This is a genomic window from Streptomyces sp. NPDC000229, assembly GCF_040300825.1.
Taxonomy (GTDB): domain Bacteria; phylum Actinomycetota; class Actinomycetes; order Streptomycetales; family Streptomycetaceae; genus Streptomyces.
In genome coordinates, this window is the sequence record NZ_JBEPEL010000017.1 from 14,956 (window position 1) to 41,906 (window position 26,951).

At 72.4% G+C, this 26,951-nt stretch carries 24 protein-coding genes and 1 pseudogene; 13 read left to right on the forward strand and 12 right to left on the reverse strand.

The genetic code is table 11. The features are described from left to right. Positions 1–601: 601 nt before the first annotated feature. Both ABT360_RS11890 and ABT360_RS11895 read right to left on the reverse strand, forming a co-directional pair. Positions 602–790, reverse strand: a complete 189-nt coding sequence (locus ABT360_RS11890; protein ID WP_351814050.1) for a DUF397 domain-containing protein — start codon at positions 788–790, stop codon at positions 602–604. Beyond that, positions 787–1,605 (reverse strand): helix-turn-helix domain-containing protein, encoded by an 819-nt coding sequence (locus ABT360_RS11895; protein ID WP_351814052.1) that lies wholly within the window; start codon positions 1,603–1,605, stop codon positions 787–789. Before ABT360_RS11895 ends, ABT360_RS11890 begins: the two co-directional genes overlap by 4 nt. 82 nt (positions 1,606–1,687) lie before the next feature. On the opposite strand from ABT360_RS11895, the gene ABT360_RS11900 reads away from it, so the two are divergent. The 3 genes from ABT360_RS11900 to ABT360_RS11910 all read left to right on the forward strand — a co-directional run bounded on the left by ABT360_RS11900 (position 1,688) and on the right by ABT360_RS11910 (position 3,902). Further along, positions 1,688–2,098, forward strand: coding sequence for a hypothetical protein (locus ABT360_RS11900; RefSeq protein ID WP_351814195.1), 411 nt, complete (start codon positions 1,688–1,690; stop codon positions 2,096–2,098). 101 nt (positions 2,099–2,199) lie between these two features. After that, entirely contained in the window at positions 2,200–3,120 is a 921-nt protein-coding gene (locus ABT360_RS11905; protein ID WP_351814054.1) for a hypothetical protein, read from the forward strand. A gap of 239 nt (positions 3,121–3,359) precedes the next feature. Beyond that, complete coding sequence (locus ABT360_RS11910) at positions 3,360–3,902, forward strand: hypothetical protein (RefSeq protein ID WP_351814056.1); 543 nt, start codon at positions 3,360–3,362, stop codon at positions 3,900–3,902. Positions 3,903–3,928: 26 nt separating this feature from the next. On the opposite strand, the pseudogene ABT360_RS11915 reads toward ABT360_RS11910, so the two are convergent. Continuing rightward, positions 3,929–4,603 (reverse strand): annotated as a pseudogene (locus tag ABT360_RS11915) (GDSL-type esterase/lipase family protein); the annotation flags it as partial. 59 nt (positions 4,604–4,662) lie between these two features. On the opposite strand from ABT360_RS11915, the gene ABT360_RS11920 reads away from it, so the two are divergent. Next, positions 4,663–5,649: a WD40 repeat domain-containing protein gene (locus ABT360_RS11920; RefSeq protein WP_351814058.1), complete on the forward strand. Its 987-nt coding sequence runs from the start codon at positions 4,663–4,665 to the stop codon at positions 5,647–5,649. 67 nt (positions 5,650–5,716) lie between these two features. On the opposite strand, the gene ABT360_RS11925 is transcribed toward ABT360_RS11920, so the two are convergent. Further along, the gene (locus tag ABT360_RS11925; protein ID WP_351814060.1) at positions 5,717–6,490 is read right to left on the reverse strand and encodes a TetR/AcrR family transcriptional regulator; all 774 of its coding nucleotides are present in this window, start codon (positions 6,488–6,490) and stop codon (positions 5,717–5,719) included. Positions 6,491–6,577: 87 nt separating this feature from the next. Between ABT360_RS11925 and ABT360_RS11930 the strand changes: the two genes are divergently transcribed. Together ABT360_RS11930 and ABT360_RS11935 are read left to right on the forward strand one after the other, a co-directional pair. Continuing rightward, the gene (locus ABT360_RS11930; protein ID WP_351814062.1) at positions 6,578–7,546 is read left to right on the forward strand and encodes an ATP-binding cassette domain-containing protein; all 969 of its coding nucleotides are present in this window, start codon (positions 6,578–6,580) and stop codon (positions 7,544–7,546) included. Then, positions 7,543–8,373, forward strand: coding sequence for an ABC transporter permease (locus tag ABT360_RS11935; RefSeq protein WP_351814064.1), 831 nt, complete (start codon positions 7,543–7,545; stop codon positions 8,371–8,373). Before ABT360_RS11930 ends, ABT360_RS11935 begins: the two co-directional genes overlap by 4 nt. 61 nt (positions 8,374–8,434) lie before the next feature. Here the strand turns inward: ABT360_RS11935 and ABT360_RS11940 are convergent, their stop codons facing one another. From ABT360_RS11940 to ABT360_RS11975, 8 genes are all read right to left on the reverse strand, one after another. After that, on the reverse strand, positions 8,435–9,094 hold the full coding sequence (locus ABT360_RS11940; protein WP_351814065.1) for a DUF4360 domain-containing protein: 660 nt from the start codon (positions 9,092–9,094) through the stop codon (positions 8,435–8,437). A gap of 194 nt (positions 9,095–9,288) precedes the next feature. Continuing rightward, positions 9,289–10,407 carry a phosphoserine transaminase gene (gene serC / locus ABT360_RS11945; protein ID WP_351814067.1) on the reverse strand — a complete coding sequence of 373 codons (1,119 nt, stop codon included), beginning with the start codon at positions 10,405–10,407 and terminating at the stop codon, positions 9,289–9,291. A 71-nt stretch (positions 10,408–10,478) separates the two neighbouring features. Further along, entirely contained in the window at positions 10,479–11,699 is a 1,221-nt protein-coding gene (locus tag ABT360_RS11950) for a cytochrome P450 family protein (protein ID WP_351814069.1), read from the reverse strand. Beyond that, a complete protein-coding gene (locus ABT360_RS11955) occupies positions 11,696–12,913 on the reverse strand; it encodes a cytochrome P450 (RefSeq protein WP_351814071.1) in 1,218 nt (405 codons plus the stop codon). Before ABT360_RS11955 ends, ABT360_RS11950 begins: the two co-directional genes overlap by 4 nt. Next, positions 12,910–13,506 (reverse strand): GTP-binding protein, encoded by a 597-nt coding sequence (locus tag ABT360_RS11960; RefSeq protein WP_351814073.1) that lies wholly within the window; start codon positions 13,504–13,506, stop codon positions 12,910–12,912. Before ABT360_RS11960 ends, ABT360_RS11955 begins: the two co-directional genes overlap by 4 nt. Next, positions 13,487–13,843, reverse strand: a complete 357-nt coding sequence (locus ABT360_RS11965; protein ID WP_351814075.1) for a DUF742 domain-containing protein — start codon at positions 13,841–13,843, stop codon at positions 13,487–13,489. The genes ABT360_RS11960 and ABT360_RS11965 overlap by 20 nt, the downstream gene beginning before the upstream one ends. Further along, positions 13,840–14,247 carry a roadblock/LC7 domain-containing protein gene (locus tag ABT360_RS11970; protein ID WP_351814077.1) on the reverse strand — a complete coding sequence of 136 codons (408 nt, stop codon included), beginning with the start codon at positions 14,245–14,247 and terminating at the stop codon, positions 13,840–13,842. The genes ABT360_RS11965 and ABT360_RS11970 overlap by 4 nt, the downstream gene beginning before the upstream one ends. Then, positions 14,244–15,731 carry a sensor histidine kinase gene (locus ABT360_RS11975; protein WP_351814079.1) on the reverse strand — a complete coding sequence of 496 codons (1,488 nt, stop codon included), beginning with the start codon at positions 15,729–15,731 and terminating at the stop codon, positions 14,244–14,246. The genes ABT360_RS11970 and ABT360_RS11975 overlap by 4 nt, the downstream gene beginning before the upstream one ends. Positions 15,732–15,899: 168 nt before the next feature. On the opposite strand from ABT360_RS11975, the gene ABT360_RS11980 reads away from it, so the two are divergent. The 7 genes from ABT360_RS11980 (at position 15,900) to ABT360_RS12010 (ending at position 26,940) form a co-directional block, all read left to right on the forward strand. Further along, the gene (locus tag ABT360_RS11980) at positions 15,900–18,713 is read left to right on the forward strand and encodes an FAD-binding and (Fe-S)-binding domain-containing protein (protein WP_351814081.1); all 2,814 of its coding nucleotides are present in this window, start codon (positions 15,900–15,902) and stop codon (positions 18,711–18,713) included. A gap of 108 nt (positions 18,714–18,821) precedes the next feature. Continuing rightward, positions 18,822–19,766, forward strand: coding sequence for an EamA family transporter (locus ABT360_RS11985; protein WP_351814083.1), 945 nt, complete (start codon positions 18,822–18,824; stop codon positions 19,764–19,766). A 78-nt stretch (positions 19,767–19,844) separates the two neighbouring features. Then, positions 19,845–20,633 (forward strand): TIGR03084 family metal-binding protein, encoded by a 789-nt coding sequence (locus tag ABT360_RS11990; RefSeq protein ID WP_351814085.1) that lies wholly within the window; start codon positions 19,845–19,847, stop codon positions 20,631–20,633. Then, positions 20,630–22,306, forward strand: a complete 1,677-nt coding sequence (locus ABT360_RS11995) for an acyclic terpene utilization AtuA family protein (protein ID WP_351814086.1) — start codon at positions 20,630–20,632, stop codon at positions 22,304–22,306. The genes ABT360_RS11990 and ABT360_RS11995 overlap by 4 nt, the downstream gene beginning before the upstream one ends. After that, on the forward strand, positions 22,303–23,901 hold the full coding sequence (locus ABT360_RS12000) for an acyl-CoA carboxylase subunit beta (RefSeq protein WP_351814088.1): 1,599 nt from the start codon (positions 22,303–22,305) through the stop codon (positions 23,899–23,901). The genes ABT360_RS11995 and ABT360_RS12000 overlap by 4 nt, the downstream gene beginning before the upstream one ends. A gap of 10 nt (positions 23,902–23,911) precedes the next feature. Continuing rightward, positions 23,912–25,810, forward strand: coding sequence for an acetyl/propionyl/methylcrotonyl-CoA carboxylase subunit alpha (locus tag ABT360_RS12005; RefSeq protein ID WP_351814090.1), 1,899 nt, complete (start codon positions 23,912–23,914; stop codon positions 25,808–25,810). Continuing rightward, a complete protein-coding gene (locus ABT360_RS12010; RefSeq protein WP_351814092.1) occupies positions 25,807–26,940 on the forward strand; it encodes an acyl-CoA dehydrogenase family protein in 1,134 nt (377 codons plus the stop codon). Before ABT360_RS12005 ends, ABT360_RS12010 begins: the two co-directional genes overlap by 4 nt. Positions 26,941–26,951: the final 11 nt, after the last annotated feature.

A 26,951-nucleotide genomic window follows, 5' to 3' on the forward strand; every position in this document is an offset into this window, starting at 1 on the left:
AACGCACCCCAGGGAACCGACTAGGTCTCATTAGGCCTGAGGGGCGCGTGTCTGTTGTCCAAGCTCGCTTAGCGAGCCCACTGAGCATCTTGAAGACGGATGGTCAGGTCCGGCTTCGATCGATTCATCAAACCATGGGGCCACATGCTTCGCCCGATTAGATGATCGCCGTTATGGTTTCGTAATCAGTCAAACTTCTCATAGGCTTGCCCAGTGTGGGCCCGAGCCGTCCCGGAAGGCCCCGTTGGTGTGAGGGGCGGCGAGCGGGGTCCATCGTCGATCAGGGCCAGCCGTACCAGTCGACGCGCTGGCGGGAGAGCGGGCCCGGTGGCCCCCGTCGCGAAGCGTCTGACATCGCACTGGCGGGCAATGGTCTCTGGCTGTTCGACGACCGGTTCATCCGCTGGAACCACTTCACCGGAGAAGGGTGCGTCGGCGGGGCAGATCCTGTCCGTGTACCGCGCCGCTCCAAAGTTATGCGCCAGTGCGTTCGAAGCCGTGTGGACCCGTTGAATCCCGCGCGACCGGTACGAGATCCGCTGACAGGCCCACCGCACCAGGAACGAAGACCTCACCCGGGCCAGGGCCGAGCGCGCCCGGGTCATTCACAGCGGAGGTGGTCTTCCAGCACGAAGGCTGACCAGGCGGAGGGGGAGACGGTGAGGGCGGGGCGGGTCACGTCCTTGGAGTCCCGGACGTGGACCGTGTGGGGGTGGAGGGCGACCTCGACGCAGTTACCCTGCTGATCTCCGCTGTAGCTGCTCTTGAACCAGACGAGGTCGGTGCTCATAGCGTTCGTGCCACCTCTTCGATGTACTTCGCTGAATCGTCCGGGCTGAGGGCCTGTGCTCGCAGAATGCCATAGCGAGCGAACACGTCGCCCATCTCCGGCTGTTCGCTGACGAAATACCGGCCGCTCTGCCCCTCCACGTACACGAGTTGCTCTCGTCGCTTTGCTGTTTCGATCAGAGTGAACGGGCCGTTGAGCCCGGCGTGGGTCCGGCAGCCCTCTGGCATGACCTGGACCTCCACATTGAGCAACCGGGCGACGTCCAGGATGTGCAGGAGGTTCTCCTTGAGCACGGCCGGTCCGCCGATCGGCCGGGTGAGGGCGGCCTTCTCCAGGACGAAACTGACAAGCGGTGCGGGCTTCCGATGGAATAGTTGCTGACGATCGAGCCGAGCCGTGATCGAGGCCTCGAGCTCGTCCGGGTCCCACGGTGGGCAGGCGCAGGCGTACACGGCCCGCACATAGCGTTCGGTCTGGAGCAGACCCGGAATCAGGTGGTTCTCGTACATGTGGATGCCGGCCGCCCGCGCCTCCTCCACCAGGTAGTCCTCGAACCACGCCGCTACCCCACTCGCCTTCACCTCCTCCGCCACCTCCACCAGTGCACCTTGTGCACCCAGCAGCGCATCGGCGACCTCCACGAAATTGCCCCTCGGGCGGCGCTCGCCGCGCTCGATCATGGCCACCTGCGACTTGGAGTAACCGGTCTCCCGGCCCAGGGCCTCCTGGGAGACCTTGGCCCGCTCGCGGTGGAACCGCAGCAACCGGCCGAAGGCCTTCGCGGCGCCGGGACTGCCGTTGTTTCCGATGTTCACGCCCGCCCTCCCCACGTGCACAGTGCTGCACGAACGCCTTGTGGCGCTGGTCACAGTAGAGCCGGACCGCAAAGCTGGCCGCATGAATCCGCGCATTTCACTTGACAGGGTTCCGTCCTGGATTCCTGCGTCCGGGCACGCCCTGCGGCATGCGGGCATCCACTTCGACGCCGTACGCGTCAGAGGGTTGCTCGGCGAGGAAGTGGCCTACCGGCTGATGGAGTTCACGGGCTTCCAGGCGGGGCCGATCGTCCGGGAGCTGACCGGGGAGCAGAACATGTACTTCTTGCTGCCGCCTCAGACTGCGGCGGCGTACGCGTGGCCGGTCGGGGCGAGGGCGCTGAGCCGGGGCGGGCGCAGCATGGCGTTCGTCGGGATTCCCGCGCTCGACGGGCTGACGTGGCCGCTGGACTGGAGGTCACGGCCCACCGACGAAGTCCCCTTCGTGGAACCGGACTTGTTGCACGAAATGGTCGAACATGCTGTACGGTGATCGCGCAAACACGCTCCGTGTGCAGACATGGAGCGGTCCCCGGGGGTGCGGCAACACCGTCCGAGGACCTTCACCACTAGTGGAAAAGCGGTCCACCAGAAATGCTTCGGCATGTTATCGCGCCCGAACGGCGCTTCACCAAGGTCTCGCACGATCTCGTCCGGCACCGTCGCCTCGGCAGCGACGCGAAGTTGCTGGTCATCTACGTGCAGGGACTCCCCGAAAACGAAGCCATGACCAAGCCGCTCGGGGAGCACGCCGAGGACCTGGGCATGAAGCCCCGGGCGTTCCAGCGGGCCAAGGAAGAGCTGCTCGCGAGCGGGTTCTTCCACCACTGGCGCCGGCAGAGCGGCCGGGGCCGGTGGATCACGGACCAGCTGCTGTCCAACGTCACCCTCACGGGCGAGGAGGCAAACCGGTTGCGGGACGGGGTGGAGCCTCAGCCGCCCGCCTCGCCGCCTCCGAGTGTCCCGGAACCGACGGTCGGTGAACCGGAGCCCCGGGCGGTCGCCGGTTCTCCTCCGGAAGAGGAAGACCGGGAGAAGAACACTCCCCACCCCCCACCCGAAGAGCCGCCCGCTTCCGCCGAAGTGGTCGCCGCCGAGCGGGTGTTGCTGTCGCTGCGGCACAGCCACCGCGAGCTGTGGCTGGGTGTGCGGGAGGCCCGGGGCCTCGCGGACGCGGCGGCGGAGTGGCTTCGGCGTGGGTTCTCGACGGCTGATCTCCACCACGCGCTGACGACCGGACTGCCGCCGGGCGGTGTGCGCTCGGCTGTGGGGTTCCTGCGGCACCGGCTGGTCCAGAAACTCCCCGTACCGCTTGAGCCACGTCCTGTCGTGCGGGGACTGGCCGTCTGCGAAGGGCCCGGTGATGAACACGTCTTCCGGCCGGTCGGCGACGAGACGCACTGCGGTCCGTGTCGCCAGGAGGCCGCCGCCCGCGCTTCGTCGGCCGGGCAGCCCTCCCGTCGCAGGGCCGTACCGTGGCGCACCCTCGTCGAAGAGGTCACGGCAGGCCCGTAGGCGCAACCGGCTCAGCCCATGCCATGCCGGCGGGCTCGTGAAGGGTGGCGCGGAGCCGTCCTGGGATCGCCACGAAATCGACGATTCCGCCACGGGGTGTCTCAAGTCTGTCCCGACCAGCAGGATTTCGCCATTCACAGGTCTAAAGTTGATCTTACGTACTGCGCTGTCATGTGACGTCTCTGAACGGCCACATCACCATCTGCAGCCAGACATCCCGCCCCTACGGAAGGCATTGCATGCGCAAGCTCAAGCGCTCCACGTCCACGGCTGTCATCGTCGCCGCGCTCGCCGGCACCGCCGCCATCGCGACCGCCACCCCGGCCTCCGCCGCCACCTACAAGTGCACCACCAGCACCAAGTCCGTCGACGACGCGTCGTACGACGGCCCCTGGGCGGACAACTGGGACTTCAAGGTGAGCCTGTGCGCCAAGCGCTCCGGTTCCACCGTCTACACCTACGCGAAGATCAGCTGGGACGGCCCGGCGTACGGCTACGTCGACGACAGCACCATATTCGACGGCGCCTACTTCAAGCTCCAGGTCAAGAAGTCGCAGTCCGGCACCGACCCGGTGAAGAAGTCCGCGAACTACTGGGGCATCGAGTCACGGCTGGAGAACAGCGACTCCAACGCCAACTACAACAACTCGTACACGACACCGGTCCTGAGCTACGCGATCGGCTCGGGTCGCGGTCTGGCCGACGGCGAGCTGTTCCTGGACTGGAACAACGACGGCAAGGGCTTCGGGAAGCACCTGTTCAGCGGTTCCCCGACGGTCTGACGCTGACTCCCCGTCCCGGATGGGCGGGCGTACGGGCCGCCCAGGCCCCACGCCTGGTGCATCGCCGTCGCGAAGGCGGCCGCGAGCCTGTGCTCGCCCGAGGGGCCGGGGTGGGTGCCGTCGTAGGTGTCGGTGTCGATGTCGTACGACTCCGGCGGCGAGGCCAGGAGAAGCGGGGAGCCGGGCTGGTCGAGGTCGGCGACGGTCTTGGCCAGCAGCTCGTTGAAGCGGGCGCACTCGGCGGCGAAGGGCGCGTCGTAGCGGGCGCGTACGTTCGGGATCACCGGGAGCAGGACGGCCCGGACGTGCGGGTTGGCTGCGCGGGCCTCGGCGATGAAGGAGCGGACGTTCTCGGACGTCTGGGCGCTGTTGGTGTAGAAGCCGAGGTCTATCAGGCCCAGGGACACCAGCAGCACGTCCGCCTCCGCCGTGGTCACTGCCTCGCGGATCAGTGGCGCCATGTGCAGCCAGCCCTCACCCCAGCCGGACAGGTGCCTGCGGGCGTGGGCGGGGAACGCCGGGTCGGCGTACGCGTGGGAGACGGCGGCGTCGGCGGACGCCTCGTACAGCTCCGTGCGCGGGCCGACGATCGCGTACGGGCCGTCGAAGGCCGCTTCGAGGTGCTGCCACATCCGGTAGCGCCAGGTGTAGTCGCCGGCGCGTCCGATGGTCATGGAGTCGCCGACGAACATGAAACGCATGGGGGTCATCATCGCCGACCCCGCCCGGGAAGTGCGATGTGACCATGGACACTGGGGTCATGCGTTCGTTGCGTACGACCCTGGGTGCGGCCCTCGCCGCGGTGGTGCTGTCCGCCGCTCCCGCCATGGCCGAAGGTGAGGACGGCGGGTTCACCGTCAAGGACCCCCGGATCACCGAGTCGAGCGGCCTCGCGGCGAGCCGCGCCCACCCGGGCGTCTACTGGACGCACAACGACCAGGACGGGCCACGGGTGTTCGCCGTCGACGGGAGGACCGGCGAGACGGTGGCCACCGTCACGCTGCGCGGGGTCGGCACACCGCGCGACATGGAGGCGATCTCCGTCGGGGCGGACGGTCACGTGTACGTGGGGGACATCGGCGACAACCTCGACGGCTCCTGGAAGCACGTGTGGATCTACCGCTTCCCCGAGCCGAAGCAGCTGCGCGACCAGTCCGTCGCCGCCACCCAGTACACGGTGACGTACGCCGACGGGCCCCGGAACGCCGAGGCGTTGATGGTGCACCCCACCACCGGGCGGGTCTACATCGCGTCCAAGAACGAGGACGGGGGCGGGTTGTACGAGGGTCCCGCGCGGCTGAGCACCGGCGGCCCGAACGTCTTCCGGCGGATCGGCGAGGTGCCGTGGGTCACGGACGGGGCGTTCTCGCCGGACGGCGACGCGCTGGTGCTGCGCGGGTACTTCAGCGCGCGGGCGTACGCGTGGAAGGACGGCCGGCTCGGCGCCGAGAAGCGGCTGAACGCGCCGATCCAGCGGCAGTCGGAGTCGGTGACGTACACCGTGGACGGCTCGGCGCTGATGTTCGGTTCGGAGGGGACCGGCAGCGAGGTCGTGCGGGTGCCCCTGGAGGGGGAGTCGCGGCCGGCCCCCGGCGGCAGCAGTCCCTCCGCCCCGGGAGGGGGCGGTGCGTCTCCGGCCGGTCCGGGTGGTGGCGCCGGCACCGGCGACGCCACGGTGGGCGCCCTCGTCCTGGCGGGTGTCGCCGCGCTGGTCCTGCTGTGGCGGCGGGCGCGGCGCCGGGGGTGAGGCCGGGCGCTTGACGAGGGCCGGTACCGCGTGGGTACCGGCCTTTTCTGCCGTTGCAGATGCCCCGCTAGACCTCGCGCCGGGCGCCGGCCTGGGCGACCATCGCCTCGAAGCCGCCCATGAGCGCCCGGAGGCCGAATTCGAAGTGGTCGAAGTCGGTGGAGAAGGCGTCCGGGGAGAGGGCTGCCATCACGGGGTACTCGCCGGTGCGCATGGCGCGGTCGAGGAACGGTTCCTGGCGCGTCCAGAACTCCTGGTCGCTGACGCCGGTCTCCTTGGCCGCCTCGACCGTCTCGGCCTCCATGCGCACGATGCCGGTGACGAAGCTCTGGACGGCGATGATCACCGAGATGAGCTCGGGGTCGGTGAGGCCCATGCTCTTCAGGCCCGTCAGGGCGAGTTCGAGGCCGCGCAGGGCGCTGGGGCCGAGGACGGTACGGGCCTGGTTGACCTTGAGCAGCCAGGGGTGGCGGCGGTAGAGGTCCAGTTCGGCGCGCGCCAGGGCGTCGACGGCGGCGCGCCAGTCGCAGGGCTCGGGCGGCTGGTCGCCGAGCATCAGGCCCCGGACGCGGTCGAGCATCAGGTCCAGCAGCTCGGCCTTGCCGGGGACGTACCGGTACAGCGACATCGTGCCGACGCCCAGGTCGGCGGAGAGCCGCCGCATCGAGACGGCGTCCAGGCCCTCGGTGTCCGCGACCTCCACGGCGGTGGCGACGATCCGGTCGACGGTCAGGCCGCGCTTCGGCCCCCTGGAGGGGGGTTCACCGGTGCCCCAGAGCAGTTCCAGGCTGCGGACGATGTCGCCGCTGCCGCTCGTCGCCGTGGTGCTGTCCCTGGTCATGGCGTCAGCGTAAATCACTGGACCAAAACTGGGTACGGTGTACGCTCGTTGGGTACGGTGTACTCAGTTTCGTTTGGGGAGGGTGCTGTGGAGGACTGGGCGGTACGGGCCGAGGGCCTGGAGAAGCGGTACGGGGAGAAACGGGCGCTGGACGGGTTCGACCTCGCGGTGCGCCCCGGCACGGTCCACGGCCTCCTCGGCCCCAATGGGGCGGGCAAGACCACCGCCGTCCGCGCGCTGGCGACGCTGCGCCGTTTCGACGGCGGCCGCGCCGAGGTCGCCGGGGTCGACGTGGCGCGCGACCCCCGCCGCGTACGCGCCCTGATCGGGCTCACCGGCCAGTACGCCGCCGTGGACGAGATCCTCACGGGTCGGCAGAACCTGGAGATGTTCGGCCGGCTTTTCCATCTCGGCGGGCGCCGGGCCCACTCCCGCGCTGCCGAGCTGCTGGAGCAGTTCGGGCTGGCCGAGGCGGCGGACAGGGGCGTCGAGGAGTACAGCGGCGGTATGCGGCGACGCCTGGACCTCGCCGCCTCGATGATCCTGGCGCCGCCTGTCCTGTTCCTCGACGAGCCGACCACCGGTCTCGACCCGCGTGGCCGCGGCGAGGTCTGGGACGCGGTACGGGCCCTGGTCGCGGGCGGCACCACCGTCCTGCTGACGACCCAGTACCTGGAGGAGGCCGACAAGCTCACCTCGCGCATCACCGTCATCGACCGGGGCCGTGCCATCGCCGACGACACCCCCGAGGCGCTCAAGGACCGTGTCGGGGGCGACCGCATCGAGGTCGTCGCCGTCGATCCGGCCGACCTGCCGCGGGTGGCCAAGACGGTCGCCCGGGTGGGCGACGGCGAGCCGCGCGTCGACGAGGCCGAACGTCGCGTCCACGCGCCCGTCGCCGACCGGGTCATGGCGCTCACCGAGGTCGCGCGGTCCCTCCAGGACGAGGGCGTCCAGGTCGAGGACATCGGGCTGCGCAGGCCGAGCCTCGACGACGTGTTCCTGCGCCTGACCGGTCACGCGACCGAGGAGGAGAAGGAAGGGGTGGCCGCATGAGCAGCACCCTTCAGCCCGTCACCGGGCGCGGACGCGCCTACTGGGCGATCGCCGACTGCTGGAACCTGGTGCGCCGCTCGCTGACCATCTATCAGCGCAAGCCCGCCTACATCGCCTGGCAGCTCGGCTTCCCGATCCTGTCGGTCCTGCTGTACGGGTACGTCTTCGGCGGCGCGATGAAGCCGCCCGGCGGCGGCGGGGCGGCGGACTACCGGGACTTCCTGATGCCCGGCATGTTCGTGATGACGATGGCCTTCGGGTTCATCAACACCGCGACGTCCGTGGTCACCGACGCCAACAAGGGGGTCACCGACCGGTTCCGCTCCATGCCCATGGCGCCGTCCGCGGTGGTCGCCGGGCGGGGCGTCACCGACGCGATCGTGGCCTCCGCCGAGCTGACCATCCTCGCGACGACGGCGTTCGTGATGGGCTGGCGCTCGGACGGCGGGTTCCTCGGCACCGTGGCGGCCTTCGCGCTGCTGCTCCTGCTGCGCTACTGCCTGACGTGGGTCGGTATCTGGCTCGGGCTGCTGGTCCCGAACCCGGAAGCGGCCGGCGGGCTGTTCGTGGTTGCCTTCCCGCTCACCATGATCTCCAGCGTCTTCGTGCAGCCGGAGACGATGCCGGGCTGGCTGGGCACGATCGCCGCGTGGAACCCGATCTCCTCCACGGCGGTGGCGACCCGGGAGCTGTTCGGCAACCCCGGGGCCGGGGGCGGGACCTGGGTGGAGCAGAACGCAGTGCTGATGGCGGTGGTGTGGCCGGTGGTGATCACCGCGGTGTTCCTGCCCCTCGCGGTACGGCGCTTCCAGCGCCTGAGCCGGTAGTACCGCGGTGGAGGGTGGGCCCGCGGAGGGGGCGCGGGCCCACCCGGTCACCGGGAGGGGCCTACTTCGGGCACTCCTTCCAGGCCAGGCGGTAGATCGTCTTGATGTCGCCGTCCGTGGAGTCCATGGCGATGAAGCTGTTGGTCTTCGCCGGGTCCGAGGTGCCCGCGCTCACCCGCAGCTCGGTGTTGATGTTGAAGTTCCGCTTCACGCCACAGGGCGCCCACACCAGCTGGCCCCAGTCGGTCTGGTCGGTCGCCTGCCAGTTGTTGTCGTACGGGCCCTTGAAGGGGTGGCTCTTCTGGGCCGTGTCGGGGGAGCCCTGGAAGTAGTAGGACGCCTTCTGCATGGCGGTGGCGCCGGACTCCAGCTTGGCGTAGCCCCGGTAGTCGACGCCGGCGACGGCGTAGGTGAAACCGCCCGGGACGTGGACGATCAGGTTGAGCTGGCAGTTCTTGCGGAAGTCGGTCGGCTGCGCGCCCACGCCCACCTGCGCGAGGTAGTCGCTGTACGTCACGGTGAAGGCGGTGTTGTCCGGGGCCACGGCGACGGCGGCCGTGCCCTGGGGGCAGCCCGATCCATTGACGGTCGCGACCTCGATCACGATCTTGTCGGGCGGGGCGACGATGCCCGCCGAGGCGGGGGACGGCGCGAGGACGATCGCCGCGAGGGCCGTGGTGGCGGCCGTACCGGCGAGCAGGGCTCGGGATCTTCTGGACATGGGGCTCCGATCGGTTGCCGGTCGAAGTGGGGGGTCCAACCGTGGATGGCGCATACATGTCAAACGTCCGGTGCCGGAGCTGCCGGAGTGCTTCGGATGGTAGGGACCGCCGACGGGGCCCGATAGAGCGGTTATCGGCCGCATACGGAAGGGCCCCGACCCAATGGGTCGGGGCCCTCACCCGCGTACCGCTGCTACAGCTTCTCGATCACGTAGTCGACGCAGGCCGTCAGCGCCTCGACGTCCGACGGCTCGACCGCCGGGAACATCGCGATCCGCAGCTGGTTGCGGCCCAGCTTGCGGTACGGCTCGGTGTCGACGATCCCGTTGGCGCGCAGCACCTTGGCGACCGCCGCCGCGTCGATCTCGTCCGAGAAGTCGATCGTGCCGATGACCTGCGAGCGCTTCGCCGGGTCGGCGACGAACGGCGTGGCGTACTTGGACTCCTCCGCCCAGCCGTACAGCGTGCGCGCGGAGGTCGCGGTGCGGCGCACCGACCAGTCCAGACCGCCCTGGCCGTTGATCCACTTCAGCTGCTCGTTGAGCAGGAACAGCGTGGACAGGGCCGGGGTGTTGTACGTCTGGTTCTTCAGCGAGTTGTCGATCGCCGTCGGCAGGGAGAAGAACTCCGGGATGTGGCGGCCCGAGGCGTGGATCCGGGCGGCCCGCTCCAGCGCGGCCGGGGAGAACACGCCGATCCACAGGCCGCCTTCGGAGGCGAACGACTTCTGCGGGGCGAAGTAGTAGACGTCCGACTCGGTGATGTCGACCGGCAGGCCGCCCGCGCCGGAGGTCGCGTCCACGAGGACCAGCGCGCCCTCGTCGGCGCCCTCGACGCGCTTGACGGGGGCGGCGACACCGGTGGAGGTCTCGTTGTGCGTGAACGCGTACACGTCGACGCCCGCCTCGGCCGCCGGCTCCGGGTGCGTGCCCGGGTCGGAGGAGATCACGGTCGGCTCGGCCAGCCACGGGGCCAGCTTCGACGCCTTCGCGAACTTGGAGGAGAACTCGCCGAAGGACAGGTGCTGCGACTTGTTCTCGATCAGCCCGTGGGTCGCGATGTCCCAGAAGGCGGTGGAGCCGCCGTTGCCGAGGATCACCTCGTAGCCCTCGGGGAGGGAGAACAGGTCGCGCACGCCCGCGCGGACCTCGCCGACCAGGTTCTTGACCGGGGCCTGGCGGTGTGACGTACCGAGGAGGGAGGTGCCGGTGGCGGCCAGGGCGTCCAGCGCCTCCGTACGCACCTTGGAGGGGCCCGCGCCGAAACGGCCGTCGGCGGGCTTGATGTCGGTGGGAATCTGGATCTCAGCCACGGATCGGAGCCTAGTCCCTGACGGACACGGCGCACGGCCGTGTCCGTCCGGTGAGACGAGGAAATGAGACGTCAGCCGAGCCGGACGGGCAGCTCGAAAAGATCGTTCTGGGTGACGACCGGCTTGTTGCGCAGCTCGGAGACGGGCACGGCCAGCGTGAGGTCCGGGAAACGCGCGTACAGGGCGGGCAGGGCCACGCCCGCCTCCAGCCGGGACAGCGCGGCGCCCGGGCAGACGTGCGGCCCGTGGCCGAAGGAGATGTGCCGGTTGGGGGAGCGGGTGACGTCGAAGACACCCGCGCTCGGGCCGTGCTGCTCCTCGTCGCGGCCGATCGCCCCGTACGACACGATCAGCGCGTCCCCCGCGGGCAGGGTCCGGTCACCGACCCGCACGTCCTCGGTCGCGAAGCGGATCAGGACGTGGGAGGTGGGCGTGGAGAAGCGGAGGGTCTCCTCGACGACCGCGTCCCAGCCGGCCTCACCGGAACGGACGAGGGCGAGCTGCTCGGGGTGGGTCGCCAGGTTGACGACGGCGTTGACGATCAGCGAGATCGTCGTCTCGTGACCCGCCGCCACCATCAGCTGGAGGGTGGAGACGATCTCCTCGTCGGTGAGGTGGTCGCCGTTCTCGGAGGCGGCGATCAACGCGCTCGTCAGGTCGTCGCCGGGTTCGGCGCGGCGGGCGGCCACCACCTTCCCCATCATCTCCGCCAGCTCGCCGAGGGTCGCCACGACCTCCTCCGGCGGCGTCTGGGTGGAGAAGAACTTGTCGAACAGCACCTTCAGGCGCGGGTGGTCCGCCGGGTCGATGCCCATCAGGTCACTGATCACGTACATGGGGAGCGGGTAGGCGAAGGCGGCCTTGAGGTCGACGACCGCGCCCGGCCCGTGCGCGGCCAGGCCGTCCAGCAGCCCCTCCGTCAGCTCGGTGATCCGCCCTCGCATCAGCTCCACCCGGCGGGGGGTGAGCGCCTGGGCGACCAGCGCCCGCATCCTGCGGTGGTCCTCGCCGTCCACGGTCAGCATGGACCGGCCGGGGTTGGCCAGGCCGATCAGCGGCCAGTCCGGCGGTATCTCACCGCGCTGCCAGGCGCCCCACACATTGATGTCCTTCACCAGCCGCTTGTCGGTGAGCAGCGCTCGCGCCTCCGCGTGACGCGTCACCGCCCACACCGGCACTCCGCCCGGCAGGACCACGCGGGCGAGCGGCCCGGCCGCGCGCAGCGCCGCGCTCTCGCCGTCGAGGTCGGTGACGAACGGGTCGAGGGCGATGGGTTCCTCTACGGGGATCACGGGGTGCCTCCGAGGGCGGGGGTCGGGGTGAAGGTCACGGGCAGGCCGGTCATCCCCCGCAGCCAGGGCGAGGGGCGCCGGGTGAGGGAGTCGGCCGGTACGGCCAGGTCCAGGTCGGGCAGCCGGTCCAGCAGCACCTCGATCCCGGTACGGGCGATGACCTCGGCGACCTCCTGCGCGGGGAACGGGCAGCGGTGCTCGCCGTGCCCGAAGGAGAAGTGGGCGCCGTTGCCGCCGGTGAGGGCCGCGTTGTCGATGTGGACCTGAGGGTCGGCGTTGGCGGCGGCCAGGCCCAGCAGGAGCAGGTCGCCCGCCTTGATGTGCCGTCCGCCCAGGTGCGTGTCGCGCGACGCCCACCGCCCGGCCACGTTCTGTGTCGGCGTGTCGGCCCACAGGACCTCGTTCATCGCCTCCGCGACGGAGTGCCGGCCGCCGGACAGGGAGGCCGCGAACCGGTCGTCGGTCAGCATCAGGCGCAGCGAGTTGCCGATCCAGTCGGCCGTCGGCTGGTGCCCGGCCGCCATCATGACCATCAGGTCCTGCGCCATCTCCTCGACCGTGAACCCGGACGGGTCGGCCAGCATGCGGGAGGCCACGTCCTCACCCGGCTCGGCCTGCTTCGCGGCGAGCAGGCCGAACATCGATTCGGCCAGGTGCCGCTGGCCCGCCAGCGCCCGGTCACGGCCGTCGATCATGTCGTTGAGCGCGGTGACCAGCCCGGGGCCCTGCTCGTCGGGCACCCCGTAGATCTTCACCAGGACCCGGACGGGCAGGAGCATGGCGTACTGGGCGATCAGCTCCGCCTCGCCCTTCCCGCAGAACGTGTCGATGAGCCCGTCGGCGTACTCCTCGGCGTACCGGCGCAGGCTGAACGGGTCGACGGACTCCAGGGCGGTCGCGATCATCCCGGCGCGCAGGCGGTGACGCTCGCCGACCGTGTAGAGGATCGACGGCTGCCTGCGGCCGATCATCGGCAGGAGCGGCCAGTCGTCGGGGATGCGGTCCCACTGGTTCCACAGCTCGGAGTCGCGGCTGAAGAGCGCCGGGTCGCCGGTCACCTGGTGCAGCTCGCGGTAGTCCAGCACCAGCCAGGCCGGGACGTCCCCGTCGAGGAGCACCGGGGCGACGGCTCCGTGCTCGCGCCTCATCTCCCGGTACAGCTGGGCGGGTTCGGTCTGGAACCGGGGCCCGGACAGGGGCACGGGGGCGGTCATGTTCTGGTCTCCTCGGCGGACAGGGTCTTGAGGTGCTCGACGAGCGTGATCAGTACGTACTTGCTGGACGAGCGGTCGCGGGCGTCGCACTCCACCAGCGGTACGTGGCCGGCGAGGTCGAGCGCCTCGCGGATCTCCTGCTCGGTGTGGGCCGGCCCGCCGAAGTCGTTGCAGGCGACGATGAACGGCATGCCGTGGTGCTCCAGGCGGTCGATCGCGTACCAGGAGTCGGCGAGACGGCGGGTGTCGACGAGGACGACCGCGCCGAGGGTGCCGGAGAAGAGGCGGTCCCACAGGAACCAGAAGCGCTCCTGGCCGGGGGCGCCGAACAGGTACAGGACGTTGTGCGCGTCGAGGGAGATGCGGCCGAAGTCGAAGGCGACGGTGGTGGACGTCTTGGTGTGGATCCGGGAGACGTCGTCGACGGCCTCGCCCGCGCGCGTCATCGTCTCCTCGGTGTTGAGGGGACGGATCTCGCTGACCGAGCGCACGAGGGTGGTCTTGCCGACACCGAAACCGCCGACGATGACGATCTTGAGACCGTTGTCGGCGGTGCTGGTGAGCGGTGTCCGTTCAGAGGTTGCGGAGTCCAACGAGCACCTGCTCCAGGAGGTCGGGGGCGGGGAGGCCGTGCGCTGACGCGCGCGGGTGGCGGGCGCTGATCCGGCCCGTACCGAGCAGGTCGGAGAGCAGGATGCGGGTGATGCCGACCGGCAGGGCGAGTTCGGCCGCCACCTCGACGACCGCGGTGGGTCGCCGGCACATCCGGAGGATCGCGGCGTGCTCGGACTGCATGCCGGGTGCCGGCTCCGACTCCGCCACCACCAGGGTCACCAGGTCGAACGGCGCGTCGGGGGTGGAGCGCGTACGGCCACCGGTCAGGGTGTACAGCCGGTCCGGGGACTCGTCCCTGTGGCTGCCCGGACTCACGGTGTGCGGGGCTCGGCGTGCAGGTGCTCGCCGAGTTGCTCGACGAGCTCGCTCATGTTGTGCCCGATCAGGCCGACGTCGGAGTCCTCGGCGGCGACGACCGCGAGGTGGGCGCCCTCCCCGGCCTCGACGATGAGCAGGACGCCGCCGTAGAACTCGGCCATCGCGGACCGTACGCCGCCGGTGCCGTCGCCGAACTCCATCGACGCGCCCTGCGACAGGCTCTGGATGCCCGCGGCTATCGCGGCCAGCTGGTCGGCCTGGTCGACGGACAGTTCCGGCGTACGGCACAGCTTGAGGCCGTCCCGGGACAGCACGAGCGCGTGGCGGGCTCCGGGTGTGCGCTGGAGCAGGTTCTCCAGCAGCCAGTTGAGCTTCTCGTCGGTGGTGGTGCCGGTGGTCATCGAGGGGTGCCTTCCGTGGTGGTGCGTACCGCTTGGCGGAAGCTGCTGAAACGAGCCGCCGAGCGGGTCCGCGAGGCGGGGTCGGTGGGCTCGGCGGGGGCGGTGGGGGTGCCTTCGGGGTGTGCGGCGGCGAGGGTCTGGCCCCGGCGGCGCTTGGGGAGGCCGCTGGGGGAGGACGTCGCGGGCGTTGCGGGGCTGTCGGGGCTGTCGGGGCTTTCGGGAGTGCCCGGGGTCGGGACGTGGGTCGGGACGGGGGAGGTGGGGCGCTCGTGGACCTCCTGGGGCTCGTGGGCTTCCCGGCGCCGGGGTGCGGGTGCGGGTGCGGGCAGGGCCTCCGGGCGGGTCCGGGTGATCAGCTCGTGCGGGATCATCATCAGCGCGCCGGTGCCGCCGCGGGCCGAGGGGCGGAAGGACACGGTCAGTCCGTGCTTGCGGGCCAGCCGGCCGACGACCGCGAGGCCCAGGCGGGTGCCGGACAGGCCGGTGAGGTCGGTCCGTTCGGCGGTGACGGCCCGCTCGGCGCGGCGCAGCTGGACGTCGCTCATGACCAGGCCGCTGTCCTCGACGGTGACGACGAGCCCGGCGGGGACCTCCTCGACGTACACATGGACCTCGGCGGTGGGCGGCGAGAAGTTGGCCGCGTTGTCGAGGAGTTCGGCGAGTGCGTGCATGACGCCCTCGGCGGCGTGGCCGGCGATCGCGGCGTCGCTGGTGGTGTGGAGCCGTACGCGCTGGTAGCCGCCGATGCGGCTCATGGCGCCGCGCAGGATGGACTCCATCACGATCGGCTTCGCCCAGCGGCGGCCCGAGCGGGCGCCGGTGAGGACGGCGACGGAGTCGGCGAGCCGGCCGGCCTGGGCGGTGCGGTGGTCGAGGTGGAGGAGGTCGGTGAGCACGTCCTCGTCGGTGTGCCGGTGCTCCATCTCGCGGAGGTCGGCGAGCATGCTCGTGGCCAGGGCCTGCATACGGCCGGCCGCGTTGGCGCAGGCGGCCACGGCGGCGGCGCGGTTGGTCTCGCTGCGCGCGGCCTCGGCCCGGGCGCGGCCGGCTTCGGCGCGGGCCTCGGCGACGGCGCGGTCGGCCTCCGTCCGGGCCTCGGCGACGGCGCGGTTCGCCTCGGCGCGGGTCTCCGCGACGGCGCGGTCGGCCTCCGTCCGGGCCTCGGTGACGGCGCGGTCGGCCTCCGCCTTCACGCGGGCGGTCTCCGCGCGTGCCTCGGCGACGGTCCGGGCGGTGTCGGCGGCGCGGCGCGCGGTCTCGGCGGTGAGCGCGGCGGCCTGGGCGCGCAGTCGGCGGGCGGTGTCCAGGGCGTACGCGGCGGTGGTGACCGCGACGGTCAGCAGGACGGCGGCCACCGCCGAACCCCACGCCAGCGGGACCCGCACGGAGCCGGGAGCGGCGGCCACCGCCCCCGCGCACACGAGGCCGGTGACGGCCGCGGAGATCAGCAGGGTCGGCGCGACCGGCCGGAGAGAGGGGCGCAAATCGTCAGTCCTCTGGGCGTGGGGGCAGCTGGAGCCGTCAATTCCCGAACAATTCCGGGTCACTATAAGAGAATTGGCGATCACTTTGGGAAGTTCTTGTGTGCTTTCTCGCAGAGACCTCGGCGAGGGGCAGGACGTCGACGGCCCCGCCGAGGGCATCCTGACCGCATGGGTGATCAGCTACGGGAGACGGCGGCCGTCGCGCGGGCGCTTCGGGAGGCCGTGCGCGGCGAGGTGGACTTCGGGGCGGCGGCCAGGGCCCTGCACACCATGGACGCGTCCAACTACCGGCGCGTCCCCGTCGGTGTCGTGGCCCCGCGCGACGCCGCCGACGTGGCCGCGGCGCTGGCCGTGTGCCGCGAGCACGGCGTGCCGGTCGTGCCGCGCGGGGCGGGGACGTCGATCGCCGGGCAGGCGACCGGCACCGGAGTGGTGCTGGACTTCACCCGGCACATGCGGGCCATCGTCTCGGTCGACCCCGAGGCGCGGACGGCCGTCGTCCAGCCCGGCGTGGTCCTGGACCGGCTGCGCGGCGCGGCGGGCGCGTACGGGCTGACCTTCGGGCCCGACCCGTCCACGCACAGCCGCTGCACCCTGGGCGGCATGATCGGCAACAACGCGTGCGGGTCGCACTCGGTGGCGTGGGGCACCACCGCCGACAACGTCGACCGGCTCTCGGTCGTGACGTACGGCGGCACCGAGCTGCGCCTCGGACGCGGCTGGGGCGGTGCGCCGGACGGACTCGCCGGCCTGGTCGGGCGGCACTTGGCGGCCATCCGCACCGGCTTCCCGCCGGGCCTTCCGCGCCGCATCTCCGGGTACGCCCTCGACGCCCTCCTTCCCGAGCGCGGCACCGACCTCGCCCGCGCCTTCTGCGGCAGCGAGGGCACCCTGGGCGTGCTCACCGAGGCGACCGTACGGCTCGTCGAGTCGCCGCCCGCCCGCGCGCTCGCCGTCCTCGGGTACGCCGACGAGAGCGCGGCCGCCGAGGCGGCACCCGGCCTCCTCCCGTACGGCCCGCTCACCGTGGAGGGCATGGCCGAGGACCTGGTCCGCGACCCGGCCGCCCGGACCGCCCTGCCCCGGGGCGGCGCCTGGCTCTTCGCCGAGACCGGCGGCACGACACCCGAAGAGGCAGCCGCCCGCGCGGCACGTCTCGTACGCGTCGCCGACGCCCTGGACGGCACCGTCGTCACCGACCCGGACGCCCGCCGCGCCCTGTGGCGGGTGCGCGAGGACGCCGCCGGAACCGCCACCCGCACGGCCGACGGCGCCGAGGCCTGGCCCGGCTGGGAGGACTGCGCCGTACCGCCCGCCCGCCTGGGCGCGTACCTCCGCGACTTCCGCGCCCTCCTCGCCGAGCACGGGCTGCGCGGCACGCCCTACGGGCACTTCGGCGACGGCTGCATCCACGTCCGTATCGACTTCGACCTCGTCACGGCCGACGGCGTACGGCGCTTCCGGCGGTTCTCCGAGGACGTCGCCGACCTCGTCGTCGCCCACGGCGGATCGCTCTCCGGCGAACACGGCGACGGGCAGGCGCGCGCCGAGCTGCTGCCGAAGATGTACGGGGACGAACTGGTCGCCCTCTTCGGCCGGTTCAAGGACCTGTGGGACCCGGCCGGCGGGATGAACCCGGGCATGCTCGCCCGCCCCGCCCGCCTCGACGAGAACCTCCGCTTCGACGTCCTCCCGCGCGAGCGCGTGGACGTCGCCTTCGGCTACCCGCACGACGGCGGCGACTTCGCCACCGCCGTACGGCGCTGCGTCGGCGTCGCCAAGTGCCGGGTGGAAGGACCGAACCAGGGGCCCGGCGTGATGTGCCCGTCCTTCCGGGCGACGGGGGAGGAACAGCACTCCACGCGCGGCCGGGCCAGGCTGCTGCACGAGATGCTGGCGGGAGAGGTGGTGACCGACGGGTGGCGGTCGGCGGAGGTGCGGGACGCGCTGGACCTGTGCCTGTCGTGCAAGGGCTGCCGCAGCGACTGCCCGGTGGGGGTCGACATGGCGACGTACAAGGCGGAGTTCCTGCACCACCACTACGCGGGGCGGCTGCGCCCGGCCGCCCACTACGCGATGGGCCGCCTGCCGCAGTGGCTGCGCCTCGCGGCCCCCTTCGCCCGGGTCCTCAACGCCGCCGCACGGGTGCGTCCGCTGGCGGCCCTGGCCAAGCGGGTGGCGGGCATCGCGCCGGAGCGGGACCTCCCGGAATTCGCGCCCGAGACCTTCCGCGCCTGGTTCGCCCGCCGGGGGGCAGCCGGGGCGGCGCCGGACCTGCTCCTGTGGCCCGACACGTTCACCGACCACCTGACGCCGTCCGTGGGCCGCGCGGCCGTCACCGTCCTGGAGGCGGCGGGGCTGCGCCCGGCCCTGCCGCCCGGCCGGGTGTGCTGCGGGCTCACGTACGTCTCCACCGGCCAGCTCGACCACGCCCGCACCGTCATGCGCCACACCCTCGACACCATGGAGCCCGCCCTGGGCACGCCCGTCGTCGTCCTCGAACCCAGCTGCGCCGCCGCCCTCAGGACCGACCTGCCCGAGCTGCTCCCCGACGACCCCCGCGCCCGCCGCCTGGCCGACTCCGTACGCACCTTCGCCCAGGCCCTGGAGCAGCACGCCCCCGACTGGCGGCCCCCGCGCCTGGACCGCCCGGTCACCGGCCAGACCCACTGCCACCAGCACGCCGTCCTCGGCGACGCCCCCGACCGCCGGCTGCGCGCCCGCGCGGGCCTCACCGGCGACCTCGCGGGCGGCTGCTGCGGCCTGGCCGGCAACTTCGGCTTCGAGCGCGGCCACCACGACGTCTCGGCCGCCTGTGCCGAGGACCAGCTCCTCCCGGCCGTCCGCGCGGCGGCCCCCGGCACCGAGCTCCTCGCGGACGGCTTCTCCTGCCGCACCCAACTCGCCCAGCTGGCGGGGGTGCGGGCCCGGCACCTGGCGGAGGTGCTGGCGGAGGGGCTGGAGGAGAGGCTGGAGGGCTGAAGGCGGCGCTTACGGTGGAAGGGTGGGTTCCGCTCCGACAGTGCAGTATGTTGGACTGGAAGTCCAATGAACACTACTGCCTGAAGAGAAAGTCGTGAGGGTCCCGGTGTGAACGACGCCGCCCGTACGGAGGCCGCCGCCCGTAGCGCAGACGCCTCCTCCGTCGCGTTGCCCGAGGCCGCCGCGGCCCACCCGGACGGCGCCGTACGGCGGCGAGGCGCCCTCGGGCCGGTCGCGCTGGTGGTGGCCGGTGGGTTGTCGGTGCAGTTCGGGTCCGCCGTCGCCGTGCTGCTCATGCCGCGTGCCGGGGCGCTCGGGGTGGTCACGCTGCGGCTGATCCTGGCCGCCGTGGTGCTGCTGGCGGTGTGCCGGCCGAAGGTGCGCGGATACGCGCGGGCCGACTGGGGCACCGTCCTCGCCTTCGGTGCCGCCATGGCGGGGATGAACGTCCTCTTCTACCAGGCCGCCGACCGCATCCCGCTGGGTGCCGCCGTCACGCTGGAGGTGCTCGGGCCGCTCGTCCTGTCGGTGATCGCCTCGCGGAGGCCGGCCAGCTTCCTGTGGGCCGGGCTCGCGCTGGGCGGCGTGATGCTGCTGAGCGGCGGCGGGTTCGACCGGCTGGATCCGCTGGGTGCGGCGTTCGCGCTGGCGGCGGGTGCGATGTGGGCGGCGTACATCGTCTTCAGTGCCCGCACCGGGCGGCGGTTCCCGCAGGCGGACGGGCTGGCGCTCGCAATGGCCGTCGGCGCGGTGCTGACCCTGCCGCTGGGTGTCGCCGAGGCCGGGTCCAGGCTGCTGGTGCCGTCGACGATCGGGCTCGGCCTCGCCGTCGCGCTGATGTCGTCCGTCCTCCCGTACACCCTGGAACTGCTCGCGCTGCGCCGCCTGCCCGCCCCCACCTTCGCGATCCTCATGAGCCTGGAGCCCGCGATCGCGGCGACGGCCGGGTTCCTCGTCCTGCATCAGGCCCTTTCCGTCACCGACGCGTTGGCGATCGCGCTGGTCATCGCGGCCAGCATGGGGGCGGTGCGGTCGCAGTCGGCGAAAAAGTAAAGCAAGCATGCTTGCTTGTTTCTCGGGGCGCTGCCATGCTCCGGGGCCCGCACTGCCGTGTCCCGGAGGGAGCGCACCGTGTCCGATGCCCTGCTGGATGATCTACGCGACGAGAGCGAGGAGCTCGACCGGCTGGTCGCCGGCCTGAAACCGGACGGCTGGGCCACCCCCACCCCCGCGCCCCGCTGGACCGTCGCCCACCAGATCGCCCACCTGGCCTGGACCGACGACGCGGCCCTGCTCGCCGTCACGGACGCGGACGGGTTCACCGCCCACGTCGACGAGGCGCTCGAGGCGCCCGGCACCTTCGTCGACGACGGGGCCGAGGCGGGCGCCGCCGCACCTCCCCACGAGCTGCTCACCCGCTGGCGGGACGGCCGGGAACGGCTCCTGGCCGCCCTGCGGGCCGCCCCCGCCGGCGCCCGCTTCCCCTGGTACGGGCCGCCCATGAGCGCCGCGTCCATGGCGACCGCCCGGCTGATGGAGACCTGGGCGCACGGCCAGGACGTCGCCGACGCCCTCGGCGCCGTACGCCCCCCGACCGCCCGGCTGCGGCACGTCGCCTGGATCGGCGTACGGGCCCGGGACTACGCGTACGCGGTACGAGGCCTCAAGCCGCCCGCCGAACCCTTCCGGGTGGAGCTGACCGCACCGGACGGCTCGGACGTGTGGGCGTACGGGCCCGAGGACGCCCCCCAGCGGATCACCGGCCCCGCCCTGGACTTCTGCCTCCTGGTCACCCAGCGGGCCCACCGCGACGACGTGGCGGTACGGGCGGACGGCCCCGACGCGGACCGGTGGCTCGACATCGCGCAGGCCTTCGCCGGACCGGCGGGCCCCGGCCGGGCGGCCAAGGGCGCGTCGTGAAGCGGCCGCTGCGGATCGGCAACGCCTCCGGGTTCTACGGCGACCGCTTCGACGCCGTGCGCGAGATGCTCACCGGCGGCGAGCTGGACGTCCTCACCGGCGACTACCTCGCCGAGCTGACCATGCTGATCCTGGGCCGGGACCGGCTCAAGGACCCGGGGCTCGGCTACGCCAGGACGTTCCTGCGCCAGATGGAGGAGGGCCTCGGGCTCGCCCACGAGCGCGGCGTGCGGATCGTGGCCAACGCCGGAGGCCTCAACCCGGCCGGGCTCGCCGAGGCCCTGCGCGCCCTCGCGGAGCGCCTCGGGCTGCCGGAGGTGCGCGTCGCCCATGTCGAGGGCGACCAGCTGCCGGTGCCGGAGGGGGCGCTGACGGCCAACGCGTACCTCGGCGGCGGCGGCATCGCGGCGTGCCTGCGCGGCGGGGCCGACGTGGTGGTGACCGGGCGGGTCACGGACGCGGCGCTGGTGAGCGGACCGGCGGCATGGTGGTTCGGGTGGGGGCCGGAGGAGTACGACCGGCTGGCGGGCGCGGTGGTCGCCGGGCACGTCCTGGAGTGCGGGACGCAGGCGACGGGCGGCAACTACGCGTTCTTCACCCGCCACGACGTACGCCGGCCCGGCTTCCCGCTCGCCGAGCTGCACGAGGACGGGTCCGCCGTGATCACGAAACACGACGGTACGGGCGGGGTCGTCGACGTCGGCACGGTCACCGCGCAGCTGCTGTACGAGACGGGAGGCGCGCGGTACGCGGGACCGGACGTGACGGCGCGGCTCGACACGGTGGCGCTGGACGCGGACGGCCCCGACCGGGTGCGGATCTCCGGCGTACGGGGCGAGGCGCCGCCGCCGACGCTGAAGGCCGGGCTGAACCGGCTCGGCGGCTGGCGCAACGAGGTCGTGTTCGTGCTGACGGGACTCGACATCGAGGCCAAGGCGCGGCTGGTGCGCGAGCAGCTGGAGGGGGCCCTTGCGGTGAAACCCGCCGAGGTGCGGTGGGAGCTCGCCCGCACCGACCGGCCGGACGCCGCCACCGAGGAGACGGCCAGCGCCCTGCTCCGGCTGGTCGTCCGGGACGCCGACCCCGACGTGGTGGGCCGGGCGGTGAGCGGCGCGGCCGTCGAGCTGGCCCTCGGCAGCTACCCGGGCTTCCACATGACCGCCCCGCCGGGGAAGGGCGCGCCCTACGGGGTGTTCGAGGCGGTGTACGTCGATCCCGGCACCGTCACGCACACCGCCGTACTCCCGGACGGCGCACGCGCGGTGATCCCGGCGGCGGCACGCACCCAGGTCCTGGAGCCCGTCCCTCAGCCGCCCCTGCCCGAACCCCTCCCGGACGGCCCGGTACGCCGCGCCCCGCTGGGGCTGGTCGCCGGGGCGAGGAGCGGTGACAAGGGCGGCGACGCCAACATCGGGGTGTGGGCGCCCACGGACGAGGCATGGCGCTGGCTCGCCCACACGCTGACCGTCGACCGGCTGCGCGAACTCCTCCCGGAAACCGGACCGCTGGAAGTCGTACGGCACGTCCTGCCGAACCTCCGCGCGCTCAACTTCACCGTCACCGGCCTGCTGGGTGAAGGTGTCGCCGCCCAGGCCCGGTTCGACCCCCAGGCCAAGGCGCTGGGCGAATGGCTGCGCGCCCGCCACCTCGACATCCCGGAGGCCCTGCTGTGACCGTCCTCCCCACCACCCTCGACACCACCGGGCCCGACTACGCGGCCCACCGCGAGGCCATGCTCGCCAAGCTCGCCGAGCTGGAGACCGAGCACGCGAAAGCGCTGAAAGGCGGCGGCGAGAAGTACACCGACCGGCACCGGGGGCGCGGCAAGCTCCTCGCCCGCGAGCGGATCGAGCTGCTCCTGGACCCCGACTCCCCGTTCCTGGAGCTGTCCCCGCTCGCCGCGTGGGGCAGCGACTACCCGGTGGGCGCGTCGATCGTCACCGGCATCGGTGTGGTGGAAGGCGTCGAGTGCCTGGTCACCGCCAACGACCCGACCGTGCGCGGGGGCGCGTCCAACCCCTGGACGCTGAAGAAGGCGCTGCGCGCCAACGAGATCGCGTACGCCAACCGCCTGCCCTGCGTCAGCCTCGTCGAATCGGGCGGCGCCGACCTGCCCTCCCAGAAGGAGATCTTCATCCCCGGCGGGGCGCTGTTCCGCGACATCACCCGCCTGTCCGCCGCCGGAATCCCCACGATCGCGGTCGTGTTCGGCAACTCGACGGCGGGCGGCGCCTATGTGCCCGGCATGTCCGACCACACCGTGATGATCAAGGAGCGGTCGAAGGTCTTCCTCGGCGGCCCGCCGCTGGTGAAGATGGCCACCGGCGAGGAGAGCGACGACGAGTCCCTCGGCGGCGCCGAGATGCACGCGCGCGTGTCGGGCCTCGCGGACCACTACGCCGCCGACGAGGCCGACGCGATCCGCCAGGCCCGCCGGATCGTCGCCCGCCTCAACCACCGCAAGGCCCACCCCGATCCGGAGCCGGCCGAACCCCCGAAGTACGACCCGGAGGAGCTCCTCGGCGTCGTCCCCGGCGACCTCAAGGTGCCCTTCGACCCGCGCGAAGTGATCGCCCGGATCGTCGACGGCTCGGACTTCGACGAGTTCAAGCCGCTGTACGGCCCCTCGCTCACCACCGGCTGGGCGAGCCTGCACGGCTACCCGGTCGGGATCCTCGCCAACGCCCAAGGGGTGCTGTTCTCCGCCGAGTCCCAGAAGGCGGCGCAGTTCATCCAGCTCGCCAACCAGCGGGACATCCCCCTGCTCTTCCTGCACAACACCACCGGCTACATGGTCGGCAAGGAGTACGAACAGGGCGGCATCATCAAGCACGGCGCGATGATGATCAACGCGGTCAGCAACTCGAAGGTCCCGCACCTGTCCGTGCTGATGGGCTCGTCGTACGGCGCCGGGCACTACGGCATGTGCGGCCGCGCCTACGACCCCCGTTTCCTGTTCGCCTGGCCCAGCGCCAAGTCCGCCGTCATGGGCCCGCAGCAGCTCGCCGGCGTCCTGTCGATCGTCGCCCGCGCGTCCGCCGCCGCCAAGGGGCAGCCGTACGACGACGAGGGCGACGCCGCGCTGCGCGCCATGGTGGAGCAGCAGATCGAGTCCGAGTCCCTGCCGGTGTTCCTGTCGGGACGGCTGTACGACGACGGCGTCATCGACCCGCGCGACACCCGGACCGTCCTCGGCCTGTGCCTGTCGGCGATCCACACCGCCCCGGTCGAAGGCGCGCGCGGCGGCTTCGGCGTCTTCCGGATGTGAGGACCACTCCATGATCTCTTCTGTCCTTGTCGCCAACCGGGCCGAGATCGCCTGCCGCGTCTTCCGTACGTGCCGCTCGCTCGGCATCGACACGGTGGCCGTCCACTCCGACGCCGACGCGGGCGCCCTGCACGTACGCGAGGCCGACGCGGCGGTACGGCTGCCGGGGGCGGCGCCCTCGGACACGTACCTGCGCGGCGACCTGATCGTGAAGGCCGCCCTGGCGGCGGGCGCGGACGCGGTGCACCCGGGGTACGGGTTCCTGTCCGAGAACGCCGGCTTCGCGCGGGCCGTCATGGACGCGGGCCTGACGTGGGTCGGCCCGCCGCCGAAGGCGATCGAGACGATGGCGTCCAAGACGCGGGCGAAGGAGCTGATGGCGGCGGCGGGCGTCCCGCTCCTCGCGCCCGTGGATCCGGTGAAGGCCACGGACGAGGACCTCCCCCTCCTGCTGAAGGCGGCGGCGGGCGGCGGCGGCCGGGGCATGCGGGTCGTACGGGACCTGGCCGCGCTGCCCGGCGAGCTGGCGGCGGCGACCGCCGAGGCACGCTCGGCGTTCGGGGACGGCGAGGTGTTCGCGGAGCCGTACGTCGAGCGGGGCCGCCACGTCGAGGTGCAGGTCCTGGCCGACACGCACGGCACGGTGTGGGCGCTGGGCACCCGGGACTGCTCGCTCCAGCGGCGGCACCAGAAGGTCATCGAGGAGGCCCCGGCACCGGGCCTGAGCGCCGCCCTCCGCGAGACGCTGCACGCCTCGGCGGTGGCCGCCGCCAAGGCGGTGGGGTACGTCGGCGCGGGCACCGTCGAGTTCCTGGTCGCCGGTGACCAGGCGTACTTCCTGGAGATGAACACCCGGCTCCAGGTCGAACACCCCGTCACGGAGGCGGTCTTCGGCCTGGACCTCGTGGCCCTGCAACTGCGCGTGGCGGAGGGCGACGCGCTGCCTCCCGAGCCCCCGGCCCCGTCCGGACACGCCGTGGAGGCCCGCCTGTACGCGGAGGACCCGGCCCGGGACTGGGCCCCGCAGACGGGCGTCCTGCACGCGCTGGACATCGTGACCGGTGCCGGGCTCCGCGTCGACGCCGGGTACGCCGCGGGGGACCCGATCGGCGTCCACTACGACGCCATGCTCGCCAAGGTCGTCGCCCACGCGCCCACCCGCGCGGAGGCCGTCCGCAGGCTCGCCCACGCCCTGGTGCGGGCCCGGGTGCACGGCCCCGTCACCAACCGGGACCTCCTCGTGCGGTCGCTGCGGCACCCGGACTTCGTGGCGGGGCGCCTCGACACCGGGTTCTACGAGCGGAACCTGGACGCGCTGACCGCCCCCGAGCCCGGTGAGGAGTACGCGGCCGTCGCCGCCGCCCTCGCCGCCGCGTCCCGCCGCTCCGGCCGGTTCGGCGCCTTCCGCAACGTACCGTCGCAGCCGCAGAGCGCCCGGTACGGCGACCACGAGGTGCGCTACCGGCCCACCCGGGCCGGCGGGTTCACCGTCGAATCCCACCCGCACGCGCGCGTGGTGGCCGTATCACCCGAGTCGGTGAGCCTCGAAGTGGACGGCGTCGTACGGCGCTTCGAGGTGGCCGCGTACGGCGACGGCACCGTGCACGTCGGACCCCACCGGCTCGCCGTCCGCCCCCGGTTCACCGACCCGGCCGAGCGCACCGCGCCCGGCTCGCTGCTCGCGCCCATGCCCGGAACCGTCGTCCGGGTCGCCGACGTCGAGGCCGGCGCCCGCGTCGAGGCCGGGCAGCCGCTCGTCTGGCTGGAGGCGATGAAGATGGAGCACCGGATCACCGCTCCCGCCTCCGGCACGCTCACCGCGCTCCACGCCGTCCCCGGCCGCCAGGTCGAGGTCGGTGCCCTGCTCGCCGTCGTACAGGAAGCACCGGAGAAGGAGACCGACCTATGAGCACCGTCGTCGAGACCGAAGAGCACCGGGCCCTCCGCGCCGCCGTCGCCGCCCTCGGGCAGCGCCACGGACGCGAACACGACCGTGAGGCGCTCTGGGCGGAAGCCGGCAAGCTCGGCTACCTCGGGGTCAACCTCCCCGAGGAGTACGGCGGCGGGGGCGGCGGCATGGCCGAACTGTCCCTCGTCCTCGAAGAGCTGGGCGCGGCCGGCTGCCCGCTGCTCATGATGGTCGTCTCGCCCGCCATCTGCGGCACCGTGATGGCCCGGTTCGGCACCGACGAGCAGAAGGCCCGCTGGCTGCCGGGCCTCGCGGACGGCACCCGGACCATGGCCTTCGGCATCACCGAGCCCGACGCGGGTTCCAACTCCCACCGGATCACCACCACCGCCCGCCGCGACGGGGACGACTGGGTGCTCACCGGCCGGAAGGTCTTCATCTCGGGTGTCGACATCGCCGACGCCACTCTCGTCGTCGGCCGCACCGAGGACGCCCGCACCGGGAAACTCAAGCCCTGCCTGTTCGTCGTCCCGCGCGACGCGCCCGGCTTCGGGCGCCGGCAGATCGACATGGAGCTGAACGCCCACGAGAAGCAGTTCGAGCTCACCCTCGACGACGTACGCCTTCCCGCCGACGCCTTGGTGGGCGACGAGGACGCCGGGCTGCTCCAGCTCTTCGCCGGGCTCAACCCCGAGCGGATCATGACCGCCGCGTTCGCCGTCGGCATGGGCCGGTACGCCGTGGCCAAGGCCGTCGCGTACGCCAAGGACCGCCAGGTCTGGAAGGCCCCCATCGGCGCCCACCAGGCCGTCGCCCACCCCCTTGCCCAGGCGCACATCGAGCTGGAACTGGCCCGCCTGATGATGCAGAAGGCCGCCCACCTCTACGACGCGGGCGACGACATCGGCGCGGGCGAGGCCGCCAACATGGCCAAGTACGCCGCCGCCGAGGCGTGCGTGAAGGCCGTCGACAGTGCCGTCCACACCCTCGGCGGCAACGGCCTCACCCGCGAGTTCGGCCTCGCGTCGCTCATCACCGCGTCCCGAGTGGCACGCATCGCTCCGGTGAGCCGGGAAATGATTCTGAACTACGTGTCCCACCAGACCCTGGGTCTCCCGAAGTCGTACTGACAGGAGCCGTG

What these genes read in the sequence shown, in the direction of transcription:
- ABT360_RS11890 (WP_351814050.1), bottom strand. Translation starts at nt 790, where the DNA reads ATGAGCACCGACCTCGTCTGGTTCAAGAGCAGCTACAGCGGAGATCAG.
- ABT360_RS11900 (WP_351814195.1), top strand. Translation starts at nt 1,688, where the DNA reads ATGAATCCGCGCATTTCACTTGACAGGGTTCCGTCCTGGATTCCTGCG.
- ABT360_RS11905 (WP_351814054.1), top strand. Translation starts at nt 2,200, where the DNA reads ATGCTTCGGCATGTTATCGCGCCCGAACGGCGCTTCACCAAGGTCTCG.
- ABT360_RS11910 (WP_351814056.1), top strand. Translation starts at nt 3,360, where the DNA reads ATGCGCAAGCTCAAGCGCTCCACGTCCACGGCTGTCATCGTCGCCGCG.
- ABT360_RS11920 (WP_351814058.1), top strand. Translation starts at nt 4,663, where the DNA reads ATGCGTTCGTTGCGTACGACCCTGGGTGCGGCCCTCGCCGCGGTGGTG.
- ABT360_RS11925 (WP_351814060.1), bottom strand. Translation starts at nt 6,490, where the DNA reads ATGACCAGGGACAGCACCACGGCGACGAGCGGCAGCGGCGACATCGTC.
- ABT360_RS11935 (WP_351814064.1), top strand. Translation starts at nt 7,543, where the DNA reads ATGAGCAGCACCCTTCAGCCCGTCACCGGGCGCGGACGCGCCTACTGG.
- ABT360_RS11940 (WP_351814065.1), bottom strand. Translation starts at nt 9,094, where the DNA reads ATGTCCAGAAGATCCCGAGCCCTGCTCGCCGGTACGGCCGCCACCACG.
- ABT360_RS11955 (WP_351814071.1), bottom strand. Translation starts at nt 12,913, where the DNA reads ATGACCGCCCCCGTGCCCCTGTCCGGGCCCCGGTTCCAGACCGAACCC.
- ABT360_RS11970 (WP_351814077.1), bottom strand. Translation starts at nt 14,247, where the DNA reads ATGACCACCGGCACCACCACCGACGAGAAGCTCAACTGGCTGCTGGAG.
- ABT360_RS11980 (WP_351814081.1), top strand. Translation starts at nt 15,900, where the DNA reads ATGGGTGATCAGCTACGGGAGACGGCGGCCGTCGCGCGGGCGCTTCGG.
- ABT360_RS12005 (WP_351814090.1), top strand. Translation starts at nt 23,912, where the DNA reads ATGATCTCTTCTGTCCTTGTCGCCAACCGGGCCGAGATCGCCTGCCGC.
- ABT360_RS12010 (WP_351814092.1), top strand. Translation starts at nt 25,807, where the DNA reads ATGAGCACCGTCGTCGAGACCGAAGAGCACCGGGCCCTCCGCGCCGCC.